This window comes from Isachenkonia alkalipeptolytica (genome assembly GCF_009910325.1).
Classification (GTDB): Bacteria; Bacillota; Clostridia; order Peptostreptococcales; family T1SED10-28; genus Isachenkonia; species Isachenkonia alkalipeptolytica.
In genome coordinates, this window is record NZ_SUMG01000028.1 from 1 (window position 1) to 23,891 (window position 23,891).

Annotated in this window: 24 protein-coding genes; 7 read left to right on the plus strand and 17 right to left on the minus strand. The window is 36.6% G+C overall.

Features of this window, described 5'->3' with window-relative positions:
* The first annotated feature begins 131 nt into the window (after positions 1 to 131).
* The 3 genes from ISALK_RS13625 to ISALK_RS13635 all read left to right on the plus strand — a co-directional run bounded on the left by ISALK_RS13625 (position 132) and on the right by ISALK_RS13635 (position 3,016).
* Positions 132 to 1,121 carry a replication initiator protein A gene (locus ISALK_RS13625; protein WP_160723243.1) on the plus strand — a complete coding sequence of 330 codons (990 nt, stop codon included), beginning with the start codon at positions 132 to 134 and terminating at the stop codon, positions 1,119 to 1,121.
* A 228-nt stretch (positions 1,122 to 1,349) separates the two neighbouring features.
* Positions 1,350 to 1,961 carry a DUF697 domain-containing protein gene (locus ISALK_RS13630; RefSeq protein ID WP_160723245.1) on the plus strand — a complete coding sequence of 204 codons (612 nt, stop codon included), beginning with the start codon at positions 1,350 to 1,352 and terminating at the stop codon, positions 1,959 to 1,961.
* Positions 1,962 to 2,368: 407 nt separating this feature from the next.
* The gene (locus ISALK_RS13635) at positions 2,369 to 3,016 is read left to right on the plus strand and encodes a hypothetical protein (protein ID WP_160723247.1); all 648 of its coding nucleotides are present in this window, start codon (positions 2,369 to 2,371) and stop codon (positions 3,014 to 3,016) included.
* A 120-nt stretch (positions 3,017 to 3,136) separates the two neighbouring features.
* On the opposite strand, the gene ISALK_RS13640 is transcribed toward ISALK_RS13635, so the two are convergent.
* The 3 genes from ISALK_RS13640 to ISALK_RS13650 are packed head-to-tail and all read right to left on the minus strand — an operon-like array spanning position 3,137 to position 4,624.
* Positions 3,137 to 3,436: a DUF4282 domain-containing protein gene (locus ISALK_RS13640; protein ID WP_160723249.1), complete on the minus strand. Its 300-nt coding sequence runs from the start codon at positions 3,434 to 3,436 to the stop codon at positions 3,137 to 3,139.
* 46 nt (positions 3,437 to 3,482) lie between these two features.
* Positions 3,483 to 4,148, minus strand: coding sequence for a hypothetical protein (locus tag ISALK_RS13645; protein ID WP_160723251.1), 666 nt, complete (start codon positions 4,146 to 4,148; stop codon positions 3,483 to 3,485).
* Positions 4,142 to 4,624 carry a hypothetical protein gene (locus ISALK_RS13650; protein ID WP_160723253.1) on the minus strand — a complete coding sequence of 161 codons (483 nt, stop codon included), beginning with the start codon at positions 4,622 to 4,624 and terminating at the stop codon, positions 4,142 to 4,144. The genes ISALK_RS13645 and ISALK_RS13650 overlap by 7 nt, the downstream gene beginning before the upstream one ends.
* A gap of 210 nt (positions 4,625 to 4,834) precedes the next feature.
* Here ISALK_RS13650 and ISALK_RS13655 point away from each other — a divergent pair, with 210 nt between their 5' ends.
* The 3 genes from ISALK_RS13655 to ISALK_RS13665 all read left to right on the plus strand — a co-directional run bounded on the left by ISALK_RS13655 (position 4,835) and on the right by ISALK_RS13665 (position 6,932).
* Positions 4,835 to 5,227: an AbrB/MazE/SpoVT family DNA-binding domain-containing protein gene (locus tag ISALK_RS13655; RefSeq protein ID WP_160723255.1), complete on the plus strand. Its 393-nt coding sequence runs from the start codon at positions 4,835 to 4,837 to the stop codon at positions 5,225 to 5,227.
* Complete coding sequence (locus ISALK_RS13660) at positions 5,227 to 5,520, plus strand: type II toxin-antitoxin system RelE/ParE family toxin (RefSeq protein ID WP_160723257.1); 294 nt, start codon at positions 5,227 to 5,229, stop codon at positions 5,518 to 5,520. The genes ISALK_RS13655 and ISALK_RS13660 overlap by 1 nt, the downstream gene beginning before the upstream one ends.
* A 521-nt stretch (positions 5,521 to 6,041) precedes the next feature.
* Positions 6,042 to 6,932, plus strand: a complete 891-nt coding sequence (locus ISALK_RS13665; protein ID WP_160723259.1) for a ParA family protein — start codon at positions 6,042 to 6,044, stop codon at positions 6,930 to 6,932.
* Here the strand turns inward: ISALK_RS13665 and ISALK_RS13670 are convergent.
* Both ISALK_RS13670 and ISALK_RS13675 read right to left on the minus strand, forming a co-directional pair.
* Entirely contained in the window at positions 6,925 to 7,623 is a 699-nt protein-coding gene (locus ISALK_RS13670) for a hypothetical protein (protein WP_160723261.1), read from the minus strand. The two genes, ISALK_RS13665 and ISALK_RS13670, sit on opposite strands and share 8 nt — an antisense overlap.
* 75 nt (positions 7,624 to 7,698) lie before the next feature.
* On the minus strand, positions 7,699 to 7,998 hold the full coding sequence (locus ISALK_RS13675) for a hypothetical protein (RefSeq protein ID WP_160723263.1): 300 nt from the start codon (positions 7,996 to 7,998) through the stop codon (positions 7,699 to 7,701).
* Positions 7,999 to 8,201: 203 nt separating this feature from the next.
* Between ISALK_RS13675 and istA the strand changes: the two genes are divergently transcribed.
* On the plus strand, positions 8,202 to 9,587 hold the full coding sequence (gene istA, locus ISALK_RS13680; protein WP_160723265.1) for an IS21 family transposase: 1,386 nt from the start codon (positions 8,202 to 8,204) through the stop codon (positions 9,585 to 9,587).
* 328 nt (positions 9,588 to 9,915) lie between these two features.
* Here the strand turns inward: istA and ISALK_RS13685 are convergent, their stop codons facing one another.
* The 12 genes from ISALK_RS13685 to ISALK_RS13740 all read right to left on the minus strand — a co-directional run.
* Positions 9,916 to 11,322: a DUF4301 family protein gene (locus tag ISALK_RS13685; protein ID WP_160723267.1), complete on the minus strand. Its 1,407-nt coding sequence runs from the start codon at positions 11,320 to 11,322 to the stop codon at positions 9,916 to 9,918.
* 53 nt (positions 11,323 to 11,375) lie between these two features.
* A complete protein-coding gene (gene galE / locus ISALK_RS13690; protein WP_160723269.1) occupies positions 11,376 to 12,362 on the minus strand; it encodes a UDP-glucose 4-epimerase GalE in 987 nt (328 codons plus the stop codon).
* A 257-nt stretch (positions 12,363 to 12,619) separates the two neighbouring features.
* Entirely contained in the window at positions 12,620 to 13,402 is a 783-nt protein-coding gene (locus ISALK_RS13695) for a hypothetical protein (RefSeq protein ID WP_160723271.1), read from the minus strand.
* Between the two features lie 422 nt (positions 13,403 to 13,824).
* A complete protein-coding gene (locus ISALK_RS13700) occupies positions 13,825 to 15,222 on the minus strand; it encodes a lipopolysaccharide biosynthesis protein (protein WP_160723273.1) in 1,398 nt (465 codons plus the stop codon).
* Positions 15,209 to 16,078 (minus strand): hypothetical protein, encoded by an 870-nt coding sequence (locus ISALK_RS13705; protein ID WP_160723275.1) that lies wholly within the window; start codon positions 16,076 to 16,078, stop codon positions 15,209 to 15,211. The genes ISALK_RS13700 and ISALK_RS13705 overlap by 14 nt, the downstream gene beginning before the upstream one ends.
* A 31-nt stretch (positions 16,079 to 16,109) precedes the next feature.
* Positions 16,110 to 17,147, minus strand: a complete 1,038-nt coding sequence (pseI, locus tag ISALK_RS13710) for a pseudaminic acid synthase (protein ID WP_160723277.1) — start codon at positions 17,145 to 17,147, stop codon at positions 16,110 to 16,112.
* Positions 17,137 to 18,603, minus strand: coding sequence for a bifunctional UDP-2,4-diacetamido-2,4,6-trideoxy-beta-L-altropyranose hydrolase/GNAT family N-acetyltransferase (locus ISALK_RS13715; protein WP_160723279.1), 1,467 nt, complete (start codon positions 18,601 to 18,603; stop codon positions 17,137 to 17,139). Before ISALK_RS13715 ends, pseI begins: the two co-directional genes overlap by 11 nt.
* Before the next feature lie 11 nt (positions 18,604 to 18,614).
* Positions 18,615 to 19,352, minus strand: coding sequence for a cytidylyltransferase domain-containing protein (locus ISALK_RS13720; protein ID WP_160723281.1), 738 nt, complete (start codon positions 19,350 to 19,352; stop codon positions 18,615 to 18,617).
* A gap of 8 nt (positions 19,353 to 19,360) precedes the next feature.
* Positions 19,361 to 20,551: a UDP-4-amino-4,6-dideoxy-N-acetyl-beta-L-altrosamine transaminase gene (pseC, locus tag ISALK_RS13725; RefSeq protein WP_160723283.1), complete on the minus strand. Its 1,191-nt coding sequence runs from the start codon at positions 20,549 to 20,551 to the stop codon at positions 19,361 to 19,363.
* Between the two features lie 18 nt (positions 20,552 to 20,569).
* Positions 20,570 to 21,574 (minus strand): UDP-N-acetylglucosamine 4,6-dehydratase (inverting), encoded by a 1,005-nt coding sequence (gene pseB, locus ISALK_RS13730; protein WP_160723285.1) that lies wholly within the window; start codon positions 21,572 to 21,574, stop codon positions 20,570 to 20,572.
* Between the two features lie 33 nt (positions 21,575 to 21,607).
* The gene (locus ISALK_RS13735; protein WP_160723287.1) at positions 21,608 to 22,708 is read right to left on the minus strand and encodes a polysialyltransferase family glycosyltransferase; all 1,101 of its coding nucleotides are present in this window, start codon (positions 22,706 to 22,708) and stop codon (positions 21,608 to 21,610) included.
* Positions 22,709 to 22,714: 6 nt separating this feature from the next.
* On the minus strand, positions 22,715 to 23,891 hold a 1,177-nt coding region (locus ISALK_RS13740; RefSeq protein WP_236660385.1), incomplete at its 5' end, for an O-antigen ligase family protein.

The window sequence follows — 23,891 nt, forward strand, 5'->3', positions numbered from 1 at the left end:
TTTTTTATCATAACGTTTAGAGGTTTTCTTTCCTGTTGACACGTGATCGCTCCCTTTATTGGATTATCGTCGTACTTACATTATACAAGAAATGTTTTATACGACAACTACCCTAACATATAGGGTTATCCATGACAAAGAAACAAAGTACCATCGAAGAACGATTCTACCGCGAGGAAGATCAAGGAGGTTTTCGCTTTTATCAGTTATCCAAAGAACTGCTGCACAATGACCGGTATGAAAAACTGTCCCCGGGGGCGATTCTTCTTTACTCCGTGCTCTTCGACCGTTTGCTGCTGTCCATCAGTAACAACCGAAGGGATGAAAAGGGCCGCTACTACTTAAACTTCAAGGTAAAACCCGCCCGGTACGACCACCGTCCCCTGAGCGAAAAGCCCCAGAGGGATCGGAGCCTTAGCGAGGTCCTTCGGGCCAATGGCAAAACCATTACCAAATATAAAAAAGAACTACGGGAGGCGGAGCTGTTAGTAGAGGAAAGTCCCGGCCTTGGAAAGGTTAGTCGCCTGTATCTTATGAAACCGGAAACCTCGGGGGTAATTATGCCACCCCGGACAACCCAAAAAACTCCCCCGAGAAAGGAACTTTTTGCCCCTACAGAGGTTACCGAATTCCCCCCTAATGATACTGATCTTACTAAGACTGATTTTACTGATACGGATTGTAGTGAGATCCATCCATCAAAGAACAATCAAACAAAGAATAATAAAGACCATAGGGATTACAGCAAAAAAAGTGCTAATTCTCAACATCCCAAGGAAAAGAAAGAAGGAATCCCCAACCACGATCAGCTCCATCAAAGGTTACAACAGCGCTTCGGAAAGGAAATCCTAGGGGAGGCCCTTACCATTATCAATCGCCAAAGCGTCACCACCTTCGGCTATGAAAAGTACTTAACCAAAATCCTGGAAGAGCTGACGAAAAGAAAAAAGAGCCAGGAGGCTTTTCTACCTTCCAAAGCGGCGACTACTATCCCAGGAACCCGGCCTGCCACCAACGGTGCTGTAAAAAACACCCATCACCTGAAGGAAAGTCGCTACCGGGAACTTCCTGAAGAGGTGATCAACGCCCGGATTGAGGCAAAACTTCAGCGGATGAGGTAGTACCGCCCTAGATGACAGGGATTTAGGGATTTATGGTATAATAGCAAAAACACGCCTAAAGGAGGCCCTGCAAACCTACTATCTGCTGCTGGATATGAACCGGTTTCTCGCCTACGGGTTTTTGATACTGGGGCTCCTTTTGTTGCTGTCCCTGATTATCTACCCTACGATTCGGTTTCTTCTTCTGCCCGAGACGAAGACCCTTCCCTCGAGGAGATCGAAGCCGCCTTGGCGCTCCTCCACAAAAGAGGAGAAAAAATCATCCGGGATAACGCCTCCCGGATGTTTATCACCACCACCATCTCCCAAAACGGCAGTCTGGATGCGGTGTTTATGATGGTACATATCACCAAATTGATTCGGCAGGTGGCGGTTCTTTATCATCAGCGCCCGGGAATCGGGAAGCTGGTAAAAATCTACGTCAACGTGCTGGCCACTTTGTTCTTAACCCGAAGCCTGGAGGATCTGGAGCTGTTGGACGAACAGTTGGAGCCCATGCTCTCTTTGATGTTCGGCTCCTTCCTGGGAAGTCTCGTCCCCGGCGTCCAGGCGGCGGTAAATCTCTTAATGAACTCCGCCATCCAGGGCTCCGCCAATGCCTATTTATCCCTCCGGGTAGGGCTGATCGCCCAGGAGTTTATCATCAATGAGGAACGAGGAGACAAACGAAAAATCAGAAAATCCGCCACCCTTCGGGCCCTACCGATGCTGGGCACCGTGGTCAATGACAACCGAAAAATCATTCAGTCCACGGTGATTAAGCTCGGGAAAAAAATCAGCAAAGAGGGCTATAACAAAGGGCGTAGCTGGACCAACGGCATTTTTCATCGGGATAATTAATCCAACGGGTACATCAAAGGGTTTTCCATTTGATTCCCTTTTTGATAAAGCTAAAGAAGAGTAGCTGCGAGTTAAATAATGGGATAAATCACACTTAAAGGGATTTGAGTGTGTAACATCGTCCAATTAAGGGTAACAACTATTAATATCTACACAGGATTTCCTGTGCAGAATCACCTGGTTTGAAAACGGTCAGAAATTTTCAGCCAGCAGTACTCCCTGTGTAAAGTGAAATACAAATCCGTTAAGGGGCGCGTGATGAGAAACTATGCCTACCCTACCTTTGGTTGGCAGGATCCACCACCGGGACCTTAGCGCACACATAAATTTCGAAGCCGAAGAACTACGGCTTCCAACCGCATTTTTTGACGACGTCCGTTCAACGAACCGCATAGGAGGGATTGAACATGAAAAAACTATTATTTATCGCTTTATTAACCCTGGCCATGATCGCTTTTGCCGCTTGCGAAGAAGAGGAATCGGAGCAGGAGGATGCAGCGGGAGCCGACGATCCGGCAGCAGAAGCTGAAACGGAAGAGGAAGAAGAGGCCGACGAAGAGGAACAACAGGACCCCGCAGAAGAAGAGCAGGAAGCCGACTTGGATAACTATAATGTTGTCACCATTACCGCTATATTTGGACCCGGAGAAGATGAACCTGAGCTTTTTGCCTTAGAAGGGTATGATCTAAGTAACTCCATTGATCTTTATGATGATGAGGGAGAGTATGACCATACCCCAATCTTCGGCGATGAAAAGCCCGATTTGGAAGAACTGAACCTTCAGGAACGCTTTGTGGTAACCGACGGAGGCGCACCCTATGAAGATATTATCGAAAACCCCGATGACTATCTTCGCGTTGATGAAAACGACACCGTTTCTGTAGACGCGGAAGTTTCCTCGGACCAAGTAGCCACGGTTACCGGTGGGGACGTAGCGGCGGATACCCTTTACCTATTAGATCCTCTAACCACTCCCCCAAACACCCCGGTAAACTTAGAACTGTTTCATGTGGAGGATAATGTTTATGTGGTTGTGCATTGGAAGTATAATTAGTAATGTTTCATCAAGAGGATAATGTTTATGTAGTTATGCACTGGACGAATTAAAGGAATGAACAAGATATTATAAAAAAAGGGCTAAGCCCTTTTTTTATTGCGTAAGGCATCCCCTACCCTAAAGGATATCCTTCTGTCTCTCGTTTCCGATTTTCAACTGATCGTGAATCTTAAACAGGATAATCGTCAATTCACAGGACACCCGGCTGAAAAGCGGACCGAAAAAGAGTACCATTAACCCTAAAAATACTTGAAAGCCGCCGCCGAAGGTACTGGCCATCCCGGAGCCGATCAGCAGAAAAATTGTCACTTCAAGATAAAAAATAACCTTAATAAAGCTTGGTACAATCAGTTTATCGAAACTTAAAAACGCCTTCAGACCTTCCTTGCCTTGATCTTGAATCGTTGCTTTTTCCACTTGATTCTCCCCCCTTTATCCCATGCACTACAACTTTTTCAACAACCTAGGGTAATGCCTCTACAGAAACCTCCTCATATTCATACTCCCCTAAATGACTGGTGATCACCGCATCGAAAAACATTTGGGGATCGGTAAAGACCAGGCTTTTGTTTACCTCCATGTCCATCACGTCCACTGCAATATCCCCCTCCTTGGTCAACACAAAGTTGTGCGCCCAGGCATAGATGTTCACGTCTTCATAGCTGCTGGGACGATTGCTGTAGTATTCCACGATGTCATCCATATCAAAGGTATAGCACAGCAAAAGAGCGTTTCTGGAGTTGGCCCCCCGAACAGTTTTCGGATCCTTATGGGTTAAGAAATAGGCCTTGTCCAGGGAAATGTTTTCGATTTTCCGTGCATTCTGCTTGTCGATTCGGTATTCATTGTTCACATCCACGATCACGTCCCGGTGCCGATTGGCCATCAGGGTGGAGCGCATCAGATCATCGGACTGCCGGATTACTCTTCCCAGGGTTTCCTGATCCAGCTGCTCAAAGGAAGCGACGTAACAGTCCACATTCTCCACGGTAAACTCCATTGACCCTTCCCGAAGGACGTAGCCCTGCTCCCGCAGAATATAATCGTTGCCGTCCACGAAAACCTCAATCTTTTCCCCCAGATCCAGATCCCTATCCCTGTCGGCGTAGAAACGAAGGTGTTTTAGCACATCATCCGTGGCAGCTCCACCGTGGCGTTAGGAGCAATCCCCAGAAATTCCACCTCCACATACTCTAATAAGTCCTCCGCCTCAAGGATCACCGGCTCCCGCAGGCCGCTTACCTTATAGGTTTCCGTCTTCAGGCCGAAGCGGTATTTCAGCTCCTCCCCCAGGGCTTCGTTGTATACCAGGTTGACCTTGACCTCGTCGCCGTTGGATAAGTTATGATTCCGGTCCAAAGTTAGGGCGATGCTGTTTATTAAGGCGAAGGATTTTTCCAGTTCCGCCGCTTTTTTCGGGTCGGTTTGGCCCAAGGTATAATAATTGAAATTCTCATCCAAGCCTAGATTCGACAGTACTTCCTCCACCAAAAAAGTGTTGTCGAAATACAGGGTGGCCACCCCTTCGGTATCCAGTCCGGAAAACTCCAGCTCCAAGGCGGAGGAAAGGTCGTAATCCGCCGTACCGGAACAGCCGATCAACACCACTACCGCTTGATTTCTTCGTTAATCAATTATTTTACAAGTGCACCAAGGGGGAGAACCAAAAGGGACTGCCCGCACCCTGCATTGCTTACTCAGTTCAGATCCTGATCCTGAGTAAATTATTTGACACTAACCCACCTTCAGCGTATAATGTAAGTAAAGAAGCTTGGTTTCCTTTCGTTGATATTTTTAAGGAAGGGGTGCATACTAATGGCACTTGCAAAATCAAATGAGACGGATAAGCCTATAGAAAAACGGCGCATTACTATATCCAGCAAACGGCAAATTACCATACCCGCTAAATACTATGAGGCTTTGGGTCTGGATAAAGAACTTGAGTGTATCTACTCGAATGGTATGTTGATTCTTACACCGGTAAAAAAAGAGGATTCTGCTTTTGCTGAAGAAATTTTAGCGGATTTAATTAAGCAGGGCTATTCCGATGAAAAATTACTTGCTGAGTTTAAAAAGATAAACCGTAAGATCAGACCCGCCGTTGAGAAACTTGTTGAAGAAGCCGATGAAATTGCAAAAAATGCCTCTACCAATTATGTCGATCCTACGGATGATATTTTTGGTGCTGAAGAAGCGGAGACAGAATAATGCTTCCGGTAACTTATACACCTATTGCAGAGAAATACTTCAAAAAGCTTAAAGACAAACAACTCAAGAGAACTTTTAAGGAAGCGATTATCCGCATCCGAGAAAATCCCGATGTGGGAATTGCAAAAACAGGTGATTTAAGTGGTATTTACAGTTTGGATATAAAGTACGGAAGAATTAACTATGAACTGGCCTACAGAGTTACCCAGCTTGAAAATGGTGATATGGTTGTTGTTATTATGGCTGGTACAAGAGAGAATTTTTATAAGGAACTGAAGCGATACATGAAATAAAATGTATCGCTTTTTTATTGAACTTTATTTTAGGGCACCGAGGGACGGCTTCTTACTGTGTTCGCCTTTTAACAATGAAGAACCGATCCCTTGTGTGTAGAAACCGTGTTCCTTCCTGCTCCTCAGCAAACCCTAGGCCAAACCCTGAAATAACCACTACAAACAGCAACACCATCCCTAACAACTTTTTCACTTTACCATCACCCCTTATTCACGCTTTCGATCCTCTTTTATTAACCTATTCCACGTCAACCATGGATCTTCCTTATTTTTGAAACAATTATCTTGGAAAATATCGTAAATTTTTCGATGTCTGGTCAGTCCTTGGTGTTTTTTATAAAATACAGTTTCTATTCGGGAAATAGTTTTTACAATAAGAAAAAGCTATGCATTGACAAAAACAGCCCCTTTTTCTTCAGCATGTCCCCGGTTTAAACGGTTATAAAACTGAAAAACTTCGGATGACTCCAAATTAACATGTGGCTTTTAATCTGGTATTCTATATTTAGGAGGTGTCAAATTTGAAAAACAAATTCAAGCTATTCTTAGAAAAATATAATATAAACATTCCTTCCAAACATCCATTTTATACAACCTATTATGATTGGTGGAAAGATCGAGTTAAGGAACCCTCTGCCGGTAATCTTAAACAGTTTATAGATGAGTTTGGATATCAATTTAATTACAACACTCACGAATTATTGGAATGTTTCAGTTCAGGAATTGACCGTAAGCCTATAAAAACCATTCATTTAATCTCTCATGATATTCCAAGGCTTGCGTTCTTTATTGTTACCAACTTATTGGAAGAATGTTTCAAAGAAAAGAAAATACTTATAATTAACGTCTCTCCTTATGGTGATTTTTATAAGCATTTTGAGAAAACCCCTGTAAATGCAACGACATTGAAATTTTCAAACATTGAGCAATTAACGACATCGGAAACTTTGGAACCTTTAATCGCTCAAACTAAGCTTCCCGGCGTTCACTATTTACCCTATGATCCAGACGATTCTTCCATTCACTTATTTCCGGAGGATGAAATGAAGAAGAGTAAAATTTTGTCTTTTCAACTTGATCGACTCACGCAGTATGATTTTATCTTAATAGCCAATAGCCTTGCCGAGAGTATTTCGACCCGGGTTTTAAGTAATGCTTCTGACATTGTTCTTAATTATTCTTTATATGATTTTAGTGATTGCGAAAAGTACTCGCAAGACCCTTACCTAAAAATGAAAATAAATCCCATGGTTAATTCGAGTTATAAAACGATAAGAATACCCGAAAGCTTTCGCTACGAATGGTATTGTTTTAATCATGATGATGAATTATTAAAAGAAATTACTGAGGCGGTGTCTTCAGAAACAGCCGATTCTCTTTTTAAGCCCAATGATTCTTCCTTCGTCACTTGACAATATCAAAAAACTGCTTCAACGCCACTTTCCGCTTCGCCCCGATTCTGGTGTTATCTTGAAAATACGTATCAATATCTTCTTCTTGGTTTTTATAATTATTTTTAAAGTAATCTAAAGCCGGCTGATTTTTATGCTTCTTACATGCATTCACGGTCTTCATTAACACATAGGCGATGGACTGGGTATCATGTTTGGAAAAATAGTTTCCAAAAAATATCAGCCGGTTGGAGGTTCCATAGGGTAAAATCTCCCGCCACAAATCCGATAAGTCGATACTTTCGATGATCTTGCTTTTATGTAGCTTTTCAATTCTTCGAAACAGCACTAAGCTTTCGTGTAGCGCCTGGGTACTGATATATTCATGGTACGCCTGATCTTTCCTAATACAAATGTGACGCTGGGCATCCATAATCAAAGGAGATGCATTCTTATTAAACACCCAGGGTGAAAAATCATGTAGTACGGTCCTAACCATCACAGTGTTATACTCTTCGTTCTCCACTTTTTTTGCAATTGTACTTGAAAATAAATGGTTTAGCTTGGTCTCAATTTCATTAATGACCTTGTGACGCTCCATGGATGTTTGGAAATGATCGATCACCAGATATGCGATAAATCCCCCCATTAAAGCTAGTATCCAGGTAACCATATCACTGGCCGTAATTGTACTTATGTATTCAATGTTCATTGTTGATCACTCCTTACTTTTATCTGTATAAATCTATGCATTCTTGAGCATCCATAGATTAACGGACATTGGTATTTACTTTTTTGTTAATTTAAGTATCTCTTCCAATGGCTCATATCCTTGATCCGTAAATACAAACTTTTGTACTTCTCCGTTAATTGTAGCCGTAATAAGACCCACCACTTGCCCCGGATATTTTCGAAAAGTCATCGGCAATTCTCCAAAAAACTCCGTAGCGAAGGATGATTCTATAAAATCCTGCTGATTAAGGTGCATAACTCTGATGAAATTCAAAATGTTAAACTTTACTTGTTCTTCGAGACTTAATTCTCCAACCTTTAGCATATTTTTCACTTCAATTTCTGAATACTTCATTTGGCTTTCCATCCTTTCATATTTATGATTCTTTAAGTTATGCCACTTCATTTTCTATTAACTGCAGCGCCTCAACAATCGCTCAAAACTTTTTTTATCCTACCTTAGCAAATATTCTATGTACTTCACTTTCACCTTTACCAAAAACCATTCTTCTATTATACTTAACACTTTGGCCCATAATAAATAGGAGGAGATAAAACATGCTACTACCATATTTAAAGCGACAGGATATCAAAGAGTATCTGTCAAAAGGCTTTAGCTATCAAAAGACAATGCAACTTCTGAATGTTTCCAGAAACGCTGTTACGCGTATGAAAGAAGAAACGAAGATGGAACTTATCACCATACGCCATGATGATCCGGTGTATGATCCTGCGGTTCAACAGGTAATGCAAAGAATCCTTGTCCTCTCTCGTATGCAGGTACGAGGGATAAACCGAAAGCAAAAGAAGCGGTTGAGTAGTAAAGAGATTTATCATATTCTAAACAAGGAAACTTTCAAAATTTCCCTAAACAAGACCCGGGAATTGTTTTCTTATATTAAAAATCAAGGAGAACAAGCTTATTTGCATATCCACCATCCGCCGGGTGAATACGTGGAGTTTGATTATGGACAACTTCGTTTACCCTTTCCCCACGAAGATCGAATTGTCTATTTTGCCGTCTTTACTTTTCCTTATTCTAATTTCGACTTTTGTTATGTATCCCTAAAGCAGGATAGCAAAGCTTTTGTTGATGGTTTTAATGCTTTTGTGAAAAAGATTGGGAAGGTCCCTCCGAAAGTGGTTTTTGATAATATGAAAATTGCTAAAGACCACCGGACGGAAAAGAAAAATGCTACGGTTTCAAAAATGCTTAAAGAACTTTCCAATCATTATTCCTTCGAAGTTCAGTTTTGTACACCCTACTCCCCTTGGCAAAAAGGTGGTGTGGAGAATTCTGTAAAGCGATTGAAAAAGGATTTTATAAAATATAATATCGGAACGTATTCCGATTTGGAAGAAGTCCGGAATTTTGTGGATGAACGCCTAAAAAAACGAAATGAATCCATGCATCCCGTAAAAAACGATACCCGTGTAAATCTTTTAGATCATGAACTTCCCCACTTTAATACCTTGCCAAAGAAACCTTTTATTTATGCCAAAGAGATTCAGCGAACAGTATCTTCCCACGGTTTTATTACATATAATTATTCCAAGTATGAAGTGGGGACTGCTTATAAAGGAAATAGACTTAACATCCGTATTACGGATCAAAAGATCTATATCCTTGGCCGCCAGAGGGAAGTTCTTGCAAAGTATAATTTAACTAAGGAAAAGGGAACTACCCGTTTTCGAATATGGTATTCTTTGAAAAAAATTGCCTCTAAGCCCAATCATTTTATTAAAAGCTTAGAATACAAGTCCATGCCAAAATTTTTAAAAATCCTTTTTCAGCATGCGTTTAAAGAAAATCCAAAGCATTTTTCTGCATTTATGAGTTTACTCTTTGGACAGCCGAAAAATCTCATTAAAAAATATTGTAAAAGAAAGCAAATACATTATAATCAATTAACCAGTGAAGAACTATTGAATTTAGTTCTTTAATGACGGTGTTCTTTGGAAATAGGATATAGGTTTTTATCTTGAGAAAATTTACTTTTTTTACTAAATTGGTTTTTTCTGCCCTTTTTTATTTTCCTAATTTTCCAACATCTTTATCAGCTTATGTTTTTTTGTTGATCGAATATTTTTTTAACTTTTTTAACCTATTATTGCATTATTTTTGATTATTGCAAAGTTTTTATCCATCCATTGGTCCTTGAGGAATGTCCATCCTAAGCAAATGATTGTAGTATTAATGTAATATTCTAATAATTCTCTCTATAACAAAACGGACACAGTTGCTTATTTATCTATGCCCGTTCTATGATGTCTACTCGTTACTTGCTGCAACCTCAGCCCAATACACTTCTTCCATCTCTGCTACACTCCTGCGACATGGCCTTAGAAGATCATTCACCTTTTTCACGGGATTGAAAGTGCTTAATGGCACTTCGACAAATAGGGTGTTCCAATTGTCCATAGCTCCATTCCAAAGCCCTGGATGCTCCAATGCTTTTATGTCTTTACCCTTATAAGTCTTCTGGCTTATAAAGTATCTTTCCTCGTTTACATATTCAAGCAAATTGAACTTCTCTCCCCTATGGTCTTTAACAAAGCATACAATATCCACTGGGTTGAAGAACTCGGAAGCACTGAATAGTTCATGTTGTTCTTTATCATTTAAATCTATTTCTGATTTTTCACAGATCTGCAAATCTGTATATTCACCATTATCAACAAGGAACGGACCACCACCAGGTTCTCCTTGATTCTTAACAACGCCGCATACTCTAAGCGGTCTATTTAAAAAGGATAGAGCTTTATCCTTTGTCATTTCACCTTTAAATGTTATATTAAGTTCTTGATTGATAAACTTCTTAATTTCATCTATGTCATAGTCATCTGATAATAAGTCTCTAATATATCCATCTATTTTCTCTTTAAAAGCATACCCTATGGATGCCAGCTTTTTCTTTGAATTTACCGTGTCTTCAATGTAGTCTCTATGGCATACATTGTCGATATTTTTTATGAAAATAATGTCCCCGTCGATGTCATTTAAGTTCTCTATTAAGGCCCCATGTCCTCCTGGCCTATAAAGAAGCTCGCCATTTTCCATCATAAATGGATTATTGTCCATATCCACAGCTAAAGTATCTGTCTTTGGTTTTTGGAAGGAGTAAGACACCTTGATATCATCTCTTCCATTTAAAACGCTTTCAATGTACCTGTTAAATAAATCTTCGTGATTGTTTGATATGGTGAAATGAAAGTTTAAGCTGCTAGGGCATAAATACCTTTCCCCTTCATAGATATGCTCTTCTATAGGTGTTGTTGAGTAGCCCTCATATGAGTTCATTTTAATAACAGCCTTTGGCAGATTGCCGTAATTCAAGGTATTTAATATGTAGTCAATTATTTTAAGTCTGCCAGAAGTCTTGCTTTTGTCGATTTTTTCTTTTTTAATAAAGTCTTTGATTTCTTCATAAAAAGTGATGTCCTCTAACTCATCAAAAAATGTATTGATAGATTCAGTGTCTATTTTATCCTCTACATATTTATAAAGGTCTTCAAACATTCTAGTGGCTGCTCCACTGGCAGGAATAAACTTTACGCATTTCAAGTTTGAATAGTCATCACTTATATGTTCACAAGAAGTTAAATGATCTCTTGTTACTGCAGATGCAATACTTACGTACTTTGCTCCCTTTTTAAACCTCTCTATATTTTGGTCCATCACTATCCCCCCATTGTAAAAATAGCCCTAAACGGTGTTAGGGCTTTAATTATCTATTTTTCATATCCATTAGGATTACTCTTATGCCATCTCCAGGCATCTTCAATAATCTTTTCAAGTGAATCAAACTCAGGCTTCCATCCCAACACACTCTTAGCTTTTTCTGATGAAGCAATAAGTGCTGCTGGATCCCCTGCACGTCTTTCTTTAACTTCTGCTGGAATTGGATGGTCTGTTACTTTTCTTGTTGTTTCAATTACCTCTTTCACTGAGTAGCCATTGCCATTTCCAAGGTTAAAGATATCACTATTATTTCCTTTTCTTAGATACTCAAGTGCTCTATAATGAGCTGAAGCAAGGTCCATGACATGAATATAATCTCTTACACATGTTCCATCTTCAGTAGGATAGTCATCTCCAAACATATAAATCTTATCACGCTTTCCAAGTGGTACTTGTAAAATAAGCGGAATAAGGTGTGTTTCCGGATGGTGATCTTCCCCTATTTCACCAGTCTCAAAAGCTCCTGCAGCATTAAAGTATCTAAGAGATACAAACTTGGTGCCATAAGCCTGTTCAAACCACTTCATCATTTTCTCCATGGCAAGTTTCGTCTCACCATAAGTGTTGGTAGGGCTTGTCTCCTCAGATTCCATGATTGGAATACTCTTTGGCTCTCCATATGTCGCTGCTGTTGATGAGAATACAATCTTGTTTACATTGTTCTCTCTCATCACATCAAGAAGGCAAAGCATTCCATAAACATTGTTGCTGTAATATTCATACGGCTTTTCCATACTCTCTCCAACTAGAGAGTTAGCTGCAAAATGAATAACTGCTTCTATATTATGGTTCTTAAAAACTTTGTCCAGTTCACCTTTATCTCTAATATCGATTTTATACAGATGGTCCACTTCAATTGAAGGCTCATGACCACTTTGCATATTATCTACAACGATGATTTCTTCATTTTGCTTTTGAAAATATTTCACGGTATGGCTGCCTATGTAGCCAGCACCTCCGGTTATTAGTATTGACATTTTGTTGGTCCCCTCCTAGTTATATACATCTCTTCTCTGTATTTCCAATATATTCGATATCATTCTGTAAGTAAAAAATCCATTAATTATCCACTTATCAGCGATCGTGTTGATATGGTTTGGTTACCAACTCCATTTAACTATAATTATGCCTTTAAAGTTTTTCGGACTTTTCCACTTGCCACAATGTGTTCTTATGGCCTCAAAACTCTATTAGGATCACCGTTTGATTTCTTTTTCAAGCCACTTTAACTACTTCAACTCATATGATAAGAAGGCTTAGCATTTAACTCCTTTTTTATTGAAGAAACAGCACCTGATTTATGTTTTCTATGAACCTCATCTAACCAGGATTTATGAACTCCAGCAATTATAGCTGGTATTTCTTTGATTTCACATAAATCTGCAATTAAAAGTCTATGAGTCCCACCACCGCCTAATAAAAAATTTCCTGTGCGATCGATATATACTTTAATCTCATCATCTAATTTGCTAATTCTTCGCTTATCTATCAGCTCTGGATTTTTTTGGGCTAATTCCTCTTGGCTAAGATAACCTTCATTCTTAATTCCTTCATAGGTTTTAATAAGATTTTCGAAATACTTATCTAAGTCATCTTCAGAAGTGCACCAGTAACTATGTCCTCTTTCTAGTATTCTTTCTTTCATCCAATAATATTGGTCACATTCTTTGAAATGTATACCTTCTACAAATATTTGATTCATCGATGCATATATAACCCTTCGGTCGTTCTCTAAAGTATTTCCCCTCAAGTACCCTTTATATAAATCCCAATCACCCTCTAACACGAAACTGTATGGGTTATCAACAAATTCTTTGTATATATTTTGAACTACATACTCTATTAACTTTGGGTTTATTAAGACTCTAAAGTAGTCTGTAGGTATAAATTTTTTTTCAACTATATAAGGAAGTGGCAATTTTAATAACCATTTCTTTACTTCTGAGTTAAGAACTCTATTCATTACCGCTCCGCATAAAGTCTTATTTTTAATATGAATATTCACTTTGTCAAACACCTTTTTCACACCTCTTTTCAATAGTATATGTATATTGCTCAACTTTAGCAGAGCAAAAATGGCAAACAGATATTCCGGAGTAGATTGTACCGCCATCCCAGAGTAACGAAACTGTGATTGTTGTCTCCAAGTACCGCATTTATTCCACAGTCCGCTTGACGACGAGCCTCTAATGGCATGCGTAAACGCATCCGGAACAACCTCGAAAGTGCTGAGGATGCTTGGCGTGAAATCCTAGCATGCCATCCCTCATCGTCAAGAAGTTTTTGCGGCATAAAAGATGGTGGTATCCTTAATCCAAAATAGCGTTATCCAAATTATCATATATCCGGGCGGTACTGATAGACAAAAATATTTAAGTCACTTGATTCAGTTTGCACCAGATAATCCACTGTAAAGTTATATATGGTATATATTTTCTATCACATCAGTTTATACTTTCTTAAGTTTACTGCACAGTATAAACTTGCTAACAGAATAACCATTATACGCAATAATAGTTTATCTTCAATAATAAAAAAAGTCCCAGTTATTAAGCTAATATAAACAATTGACCGAATATGAAATCTTAATCCATACATTGAATCTTTAATAATAAGACGATTGATGGCGAAGTGGAAAGTAAATAATATGAAAAAAGTAATTGCAGTTGTAATGGCTGCAGCAGAGTATCCGTATCGAGGAACAAAAATCAAGTTTAGTGAAATATTTATACCTGCTGCAAGTAATGACCCGAGAGCTTTATACTTTGTATTTCTATGGTAGTATTGTGTGTATGTTTCAAATGTAGTCATAAATTCAAAATAATAAGCTATAAAAATAAACGGTATAATAAATAGGCCTTCCCAGAAAGCTTCAGGTGCCATTATTCTAATCACCTCAGGAGATAAGAAAAGTATCAGAGCATACAATATAGTAAAAGTATCTCTTATAAGGACACCTGATTGTAGTATCCGCTCTCTATTTCCAAGCTTCGCCTTTTCTAAAAAATATGGTTTATAGGCTTGTGCAAATGAAGTCCTCACTATAAGTATAATCATTCCAATATTGTATGCAAAACTATATATTCCGGTAGCAGCAGCTCCACTGTATTGATTGATCACAAGTCTATCAAATTGAGAGTTTATTATGCCTGCTAGATTATGAAAAATAAATGGTGTAGATATACCAAGCGCATGTTTCCAATATTTTGTATTGATAAATACATTTCCTTTATAGAAGAAGTATATAGTATAACCTATACCTAAAACAATTATTACGAATCCTCCACCAAGAATTTTCCCAACATATTCTTGGTTAATAAAAACTCTATTTATTAAGTAAATAGAAATTAGCACACCTACTAGTGCAGCAAATATACTTGTTATCGACACAAGCTTATATTTATATTCAACTCGAAACTTTGCTAATGCAAACCTTTGCACAAACAAAAAATATGCATGTATAATCATGAAAAAGTAAATTGGGCCATTTATATCGATGAAACTACTTATCGGGTTGTGCAATAATACCATAAGAATTCCAAAAATTGAAAAAAGCAATAAAGATAGAGTAAGCACACTAGAAATATAATCATCAAACTTCTGTTTAAAATCAACTTTCCCAAGATTCACCGACCAAATTAAATCTAGACTCATAAATACAGATAGTATCCCCACCCAAGCTGTGTATACCGCTACTATTCCATAGTCCTCAACACTTAATATCCTTGTGAATATTGGGATTGTTAAAAAGCCAATCCCCTTAACAAATATATTCGTAACAATGTACCAACTTCCAGCTTGAACAACCTTGTGTCGTAAAAGACTACTTACCTTCATAACATATCGCCTCTACTATCCCTAATTGTTGAACTAATTTTTTTTTCTCACTGTTGAAAAATGTCATGAATATCTCTCTTGCTATATTTTCACTCATTTCACCACTTTTGACATGGGGCCATTCCTTAACATTTTTAATATCTATTACTCTGGGATAGTTCGAACGAAACTTCACAGGTATATACTCATATCCCATAGCTGAAAGCACAGGAACTCGATGATTTCCTCCAAGTACAATAAACCTATAGACATCTTCATTCTTTAAAAAGTATCCATTAATTTCATCGGAATGCTTTGATTTATAACCTTTCTTAGAAATTGAATTATACACAACCTTTAATCTATTTAGCTCCAACAATCCTTTTTCATCAGATACCGGACCACAGCCCTGCCAACCATGGCTTGAGCATAATCCTTTTTCTCCAGAAACTATTTCTTTTTTCTCATAAAACCATGGAAGGGTTAATGAGAGTTTAGAAATGGATTTTAGATAATCAACTTCATAACTGTCTAACCCATTAGCCATTTTAGAAAAAAACAATTCATAAAGCGAAGCTGGTTGATAACTATCATAAAACTTCTTTAAAATGCTGTCTTTATAAATAACGTTTTCTCTTTTTATAATTTCTTGTACCGCTTTGGTAAATGGGTGCCATTCTTCTTTCCCAAACATGAAACCTATTTGATTACAACTAATATCAACATCTACTAAAAAAAAATTTTCTTTAGTTGAGTATATTACATTAGAATAATCAGTTAAGCATTTGAAGTCTTTTAAATTTCTTTTTTTAGCAATTTTGTTAATATCATATCCCATATAATTAATTGATTTCTTTATTATATTTTTAACGTCCATAACTTTAGTCACTTCCTTTTACAAGCTCATACTACAAATTTATCATACCCCAATCAAGTGGTGTCCCCTTTTTGATATCACTATTAGCAGTCTTACCTAATACGTCACTAAAATACTTTGGCGCTAATCCATATCCAGGCCTAATGGACCTCACATTTTCTTCAGTGAATTTCTCTCCTGCTTTAATATCTTTAACAACAAATAAAGATCTACCTAATAACCTACTATTCTTTTTCTTCTCGCTCATACTATAATCTACTTTACCTACAGCTTTTTCAGCCTCTCTAACTGAATCAACCATTTGCTTGAATTCATGTGGCTGAAGAGAAAAGCTTGAATCTGGCCCCCCAATTGATTTATCTAAAATAAAGTGCTTCTCAATCACTTTAGCACCTAATGCCACTGATACTACTGGCACTGTAATGCCTAGAGTATGATCCGATAGCCCAACTTCAACACCAAATGTTTCTTTCATATTTGGAATTGTATTTAAATTAGCATCCTCAATCTTTGCTGGATATGATGATGTGCACTTTAGTAATATAATTTGATCATTTCCCATACGTTTACAAGCGTTAACAGCTTCTTCAATATCGCTTAATGAAGCAACCCCTGTAGACATAATCATTGTTTTTCCTTTCGATGCGATGTATTCAATTAATGGAATATCCATAATTTCAAATGAAGCGACTTTATAAACAGGAACATTTAATTCCTCAAGAAAATCTACCGCTGTTTTATCAAAAGGAGTGGAAAAGAAAATAAGACCTATGCTATTGGCATACTCCATCAATTCTTTTTGCCATTCCCATGGTGTATATGCTTCACTATATAAGTCGTAAAGAGTACGTCCATCCCAGATCGTCCCGCTATCAAGCTTAAAATACTCATTATCACAATCAATAGTAAGAGTATCAGCTGTGTATGTTTGTATCTTAATTGCATCAGCTCCGGCTTCTTTGGCTGCTTTTATTGTGTCTTTCGCAATATTGATATCATGTCCGTGATTTGCTGACAACTCTGCAATGATAAATATCTTTTCATTAATGTCAAATTTATCAATTAACATAAAAATCCTCCTTCTTTAGGATAAGCTTCATCATACTATCTTCATCTTTAACTCTTTTAAAGTTAAGTCCTTCAAATATTTTTTTTGAAGCGATGTTATTTTCAGAAACAAAAGCAATAATATCTTTTACAGATTGTTCTTCCTCAAATATTTTTTTAATACTTTTACTTAATATCTCCTTTGAAAGACCCTTCCCTTTTAATTTTTCTGATAAGCTTATACTTACGGTTGCACTGTTTTGAGCTATTTTATATCGAATCTGACCAAGAAAAGATTCATTTTTATCTGTTACTACATAAAACACTGTGCTTTTATCTTCAAGTACCGAATTAAACCATTTAATATGATCCGCCCATTCAATTTTATCTTTATTAATTGAGTAACGTCTCACGTAGTCTTGATTTGATAAATCAAACACTTCCTTGATGTCTTCTGATTTGATTTTCCTCAAATTTATTTTATACTCTTTATTTTTATCTTTTAATAAATAATCTACTATTCTCTTTGAGCCATATCCGTCTACAAGGTCTTTATATCTTTGGTTATAACTTTTTCTATATTCGATGTCACTATATATTTCTAAAGCTTTATTTAAGTTACTTAAAAAATCTAAATCGTCATATCTTAATACAATCTGTTCAGGATTATATTCAAACAATGATTTAATATTGTTTTCTTGGTTTTCTATTACTTTAATTGGAATAAAAGGTGTCTGTGTAGCTAACAACTCATAAATGGTTTGACCTGCTGCAGTAATAGCTAAGTCACAACTTATCATTAACTCCATCATTTGAGTTGCATCTAGATTGTTATGAAAAGTAATATTTTTTGGTTTAGAAATCTGCGAATTGATTTTCTCCATCTCTTCAGAACCAGTCACAATATCGAATTCTATATCTAACATGTTTCTACAAATATTATCAATAATTAAAGGAGTTAAGCCTCTGATATCAGTCCCCCCCATCATAATCAGAACTCTTTTAACCTCCTTTGAGATGTTTTCTTTTTTTAAACTCCTAAATTGCTTTCTTAAAATCACATATTCTGGACCAGATAACAAAATACCATTTTGAGATTTCGAATAGTCAATGTGGCTAGCATCTAAAGAGGGGTTTACTATAATACCTTCGGGATATACTGTTCTGCCTATATCATCAATGTATAATACTTTTTTTGTTTTTTTTGAAATAATATCATAGATTTCTTTTGTAGCTTCATATGAGTCTACAATTGCGTAGTCATCTGATGTGATATTGTTGTATAGATACTCTTTATCCAACCAATTTTCATTAATAATATTTATACCATTTAAAAAGTCTACATCTACAATATCTCCATAGACTATTAAATCAACAGAAATCCCTCTGCTAGCAGCCTCATTATATAAAGACGAACACCTTGAAATATGGCCTAAACCTATATCTTTTCCACCTTCAGTAAATATTTTGATTTTCATTTTTATCAATCCTAATTATTTAATTTTTTCTGTTCTATGTGGGCGTTGATACTAAAAAGTTCCGGTTTTACATCGAATAGACTAACAATATCACTTAAATAAAAATCATGCTCTCCATGATATAAATGCTTGTATATTTCCGATATAAGCAGAAAGTCTTCATCTGTATCAAGCGTCCAGCGATGTTTGGAATAGTCGATATCATTCTTATAGTAGTATGCATTATTAAAATTTTCATAGATATACGGCGTCACATGCTCTCTTTGATATGTCTCTTTAGCATAAGCAAAAGATTTTTCTAGCACTTCAAATGAAAAAATTTCTGTATCAAGTCCTCTTGGGTATGTCCTTTTAGATAAGTCTGATCCTGCATTCGAGACGATATCATAATTATTATTAACACAATACTGAATACCTTCATCTAATATTTGGGGATCAATCAAAGGACAATCTGATGTTATACGAACAACAACATCTAAGTGATTTTCTTTAGCTGCATAATAATATCTTGATAAAACATCATCTTCACTACCTCTAAAGACCTTTACTCCGCACCATAAAGCCTCAGTTTCTATAACATCATCTCTACCATGAGTTGTAGTCGCAATAATTATTTCATCAATTAATTTTGACTGCTTTACTCTTTCGATGACGTGTTCCAGTACGGTTTTACCCTGTAGTTTCTTCATGATCTTTCCCGGGAGTCTAGTGGATCCCATTCTCGCTTGAATAATTACGCCTATTTTCATATCTATACCTACTTTCGGTAATAATTAATTACTTTTTTTACGGCCCCGATCACATCTTCCGTATCCTCTTTTGTCATACTTGGAAACAATGGCAAGGTGATCATATTTTCGTATAGTGTTTCCGCATTTGGGCAAATACCCTTCTCGTATCCCAATTCTTTATAATATGGATGCCAATACACCGGTAGATAATGCACATTCACACCGATATTTTCCGCCTGCAGGGCTTGGAATATTTCCTTTCGAGTTACTGTTAATAACTCCGGATTTACTTTGATCACATAGATGTGCCAGCCTGAATTTGAGAAATCCGCTTCATAGGGTGTTATGATTTCACTTACACTTTTGAACGCTTCATTATACAACTTCACGATCTCTCTTCTTTTCGAGATAAAACTATCAATTTTACTCATTTGACTGGTCCCTAAAGCGCTTTGAATATCTGTCAAACGATAGTTATAGCCGAGTGACTGCTGTTCATGATACCAGGGCCCGTGATTTTCGGTTAGGCGTTCTCTAGCCTTGGTTATGCCATGGGTTCGAAAGGTCATCATTTTCTCATAAAGCGCTTTGTTATTGGTGGTTATAACACCACCCTCTGCAGTGGTTATTGGTTTTACGGGATGAAAGCTGAATTCAACCATATCCGCTTGACTTCCCACTTTCCTGCCCTTATATTCACTGCCCAAGGCATGGGCGGCATCTTCAATAATGATCAAATGATGTTTATCTGCAATACGTTTAATTTCGTCCATATCCACCGACTGACCGGTGAAGTCCACAGGAATAATCGCTTTAGTTCTGCTCGTAATTTTCTCTTCCATTTTTGCGGGATCGATGTTGTAAGTCAGCGGATCAATATCTGCAAACACCGGAGTTCCACCACAATACAATACTGCATTTGCTGAGGCTGCAAAGGTCATAGAGCTAACGATCACTTCATCCCCGGATTCAATCCCCGCAGCAGCGCAAGCCATATGAAGGGCAGCGGTACCACTCGACACAGCGACAGCATATTTTGCACCAACGTATTTGGCGACGGCATCTTCAAATTCTTTAATATAGGGTCCAGTAGTTAAATAATCTCCTTTAAGTACCTCGACAACAGCTTTGATATCGTCTTCATTAACACTTTGTTTGCCATAAGCTAAATAAGTGTCTCTTATCGGGTTGCCTCCGTTAATCGCCAGTTTCTCCATATGATATCCACTCCTTTCCTATATTTCCAACTGGCTAATCATTTCTCTCAGTTCTTGAACAGTCAGCCATTTATCATTTGTCCCAGAATTATACTCCCAACCATCTTTAATAAGCTTACCGCCTTCTTTAAAGTAGTTTTCTTTATTCCACCAAATATAGTTTGGATAAATGATATAGTGATCTCCATAATCGTAGGTTCCTCGTGAATCATCACTGGTTATCATGCATTCGTGAAGTTTTTCTCCTTCCCGTATTCCTACAACCTTAATATCACCATTTGGGTTCATAGCTTTTGCAATATCCGTCACTTTATAAGAAGGATTTTTATACACATAAGTCTCGCCACCCCTAGATTCCTCTAAAGCCTTAATAACAAGGTTTACAGCATCATCCAAAGTCATCCAAAATCTAGTCATTCTAGTATCGGTGATTGGAAGTTCTTTAACTCCACTTCCCAGTTGTTCTTTAAAGAAAGGAATGATCGATCCTCTGCTCCCAGAGACATTGCCATATCTAACTACAGAGAGAATTGTTCCCTCATCACCTCTATATGCATTAGCTGATACAAATAGTTTATCTGATACAAGTTTTGTACCGCCATATAGGTTAATTGGATTAACTGCTTTATCCGTAGATAAAGCTACTACCTTTTTTACTTCACGATCCAAAGCAGCATCAATAATATTTTGCGCCCCGTTGATATTTGTTTTAATGGCTTCAAAAGGGTTATATTCACATGCAGGAACTTGCTTCATTGCTGCAGCATGAATTACATAATCAACGCCCTTGAAGGCTCTATATAACCTTTCTTTATCCCTTACATCTCCAATGAAAAACCTCAGTTTTGAAACATTTTCTGGAAACTTCTGAGTAAACTCTTTTTTCATTACATCCTGCTTAAATTCATCCCTTGAATAAATTATGATTTTTTTAGGTTCATATTTTTCCAACATCATTTCAGTAAATTTTTTTCCAAACGATCCAGATCCACCTGTGATTAAAATTGATTTGTTATTAAGCATTTCTTATACTCCTCTCTATTAACACATCTAATTCTAGCCTTCATTCAAACTCTCTTCAAGAATTAAAGCAAGTTCATTTATGGTATTTGGTACTAACACATTAATTTTACTAAATATATCACTTATATGCTCATCTTCCATATCAAGCATGTTTTTAATACTAATTTTCTTAGTTTCTTTAGAAATCTTTTCTAGTGTTATAAGCCCTGTTGAAACAGATGATAATGCGATAGACTTTTTTCCGAAATTGCTATATATGGTTTCGATCGGTCTACCTTGTTTAATCTCATATATATTATTAAATTTAGACTTAAGAAACTCCAAGTACCTATTTTTTTCTCTAGGATGATACTTAATATAGATTTTCAAACCTAGTCTTTTACACATATCAAAAATTTCTTCAATAATGTAAATATACTGCTTCTTTTTAGGCTCTATAAAAGAAAATAAGTCTAAGAATATTACTACAGCGTTATTAATGCAATCATTGTTGTAAGATGCTTGGTATACTATAGATATCCCTCTCTCAATTTCTTCTTTGCTAATTTCTTTTATATTTTTTTCCTTTAACTCTTTTCTTGCATATTCTGGAAAAACAACCCTGCATTCTTTAAAAATACTATTACTACCCATTGTTTCGACGCTATATCCATAATCACCAAGACTATACAGTGCTTTTTTTATTTTCCATTTTGCTGTATATAATTGTTTACGCCTTGCTAAAATCCCTGAATTATAAGCCGCAGAACCATCCTCTATATAAATTAAGTTGCAATTACGTTTACTATTCGCTATTTGCATTATTTTTTTGTCAACAATATGATAGTCATTATGAATAAATAAATTATCTACTTTACAACCGCCTATAATCTTCTTAACTTCCCCTATCATTTTAAAATCTCTAATTATGTTGTTGAAATATTTACCTATGGATCCTGGTTTATCTTCCTTGTATCTACTTTCAACTAATAATACCTTGTTAAAGCATTTCCTTAGACTATGCCATGCTATTTCATTTACCTCGAAATCTTTGAATACAATCAAATAATTATTATCCTCTTTATATTCCGCATCAGCTATTCCAGAATCTAAAATTAAATGATATGGAGTATGTGCTACAAAGATATTATTCATAATATTTCACCTTCTCATGTTTATAGCTAATTTATTTTCATATTTTTCTTTGAGTTTTACATTAATATACTCATAGTAATATCTATACAAAATTAAAATCATAAAATAAAACATTTCATTGTAAAGAATTGATAAAAACTGAATCTGAAAGAACATTGATACAAATGTACATAAAATGAACAGATTCTTTCTAGTTCTAGTTATCTTTATAGAATAATATAGTATAGAAGCCCAAAACGATACGTATACTGTAAACCCCACTATTCCCATTTCCGATAGAACCTCTAAAAAAGTATTATGGACGTAACCTCCTCTAGAGTAAAACTCAATACTATAATCTCTTGTAGCATTAATCCCTATTCCAAAGATAGGGTTATCTTTAAATGTATTTATCGCATTTGCCCACAATCTTTTTCTACCACTCCCACCATCAAGGTTTGCGCTAAGAAACCTAGATGAAATAAACTCAAACGGATCTATCGGCAAGAAATCTTTAAAACTATACAAGACTAAGATGCTGACTAAAAAAATGACCCCTATCTTTAACTGTTTAAGTCTTTTTTTACTAAACAGCAATAAAACTATAACTCCGGCTAATACACCAAGGTGCCCACCTCTTGAGAATGTAAGTACAATACAAAGCAAAGCCACCACAAAACCCACAATGTTTTTTTTACTATTTAAGTGTGTCGCCACATAGTAAAAATATGGTGTTATAAAAAAAACAAAAATATTTGGGTCATGCACCGTTCCTGTTAGTCTTGGAATGTTTCTATCAATTACTAATCCATAAATATCTATGTTATTACCACGAAAGACAAACCCTAACGCTATTGCTCCCATAACAAAATAAATTATTGAAAACCAAACAGCAATATAGCCTGACTTTTCAATGCAACTTTCTATTTTTTCAGTTTCCACATTTAAAATGAGTCCTCTTACTACAAAATAGAAAAACAGAATTACAAAATATACAAAAATAAACCTTAAATGTGCCCCTGGATATCTAAAGTTCAATGCACTCATCGATGATATTAGAATAAAAAACAACATAAGCTTTTCAAATAGAAACAAGTTTGTGAATTTCAGATGTTTATGCAATAGAACAAACCCAAAAAAAGTTATAACCATATAAGATTTCAATGAAAATCCTATATCAATGTTAAATCTTACAAAGTATAAG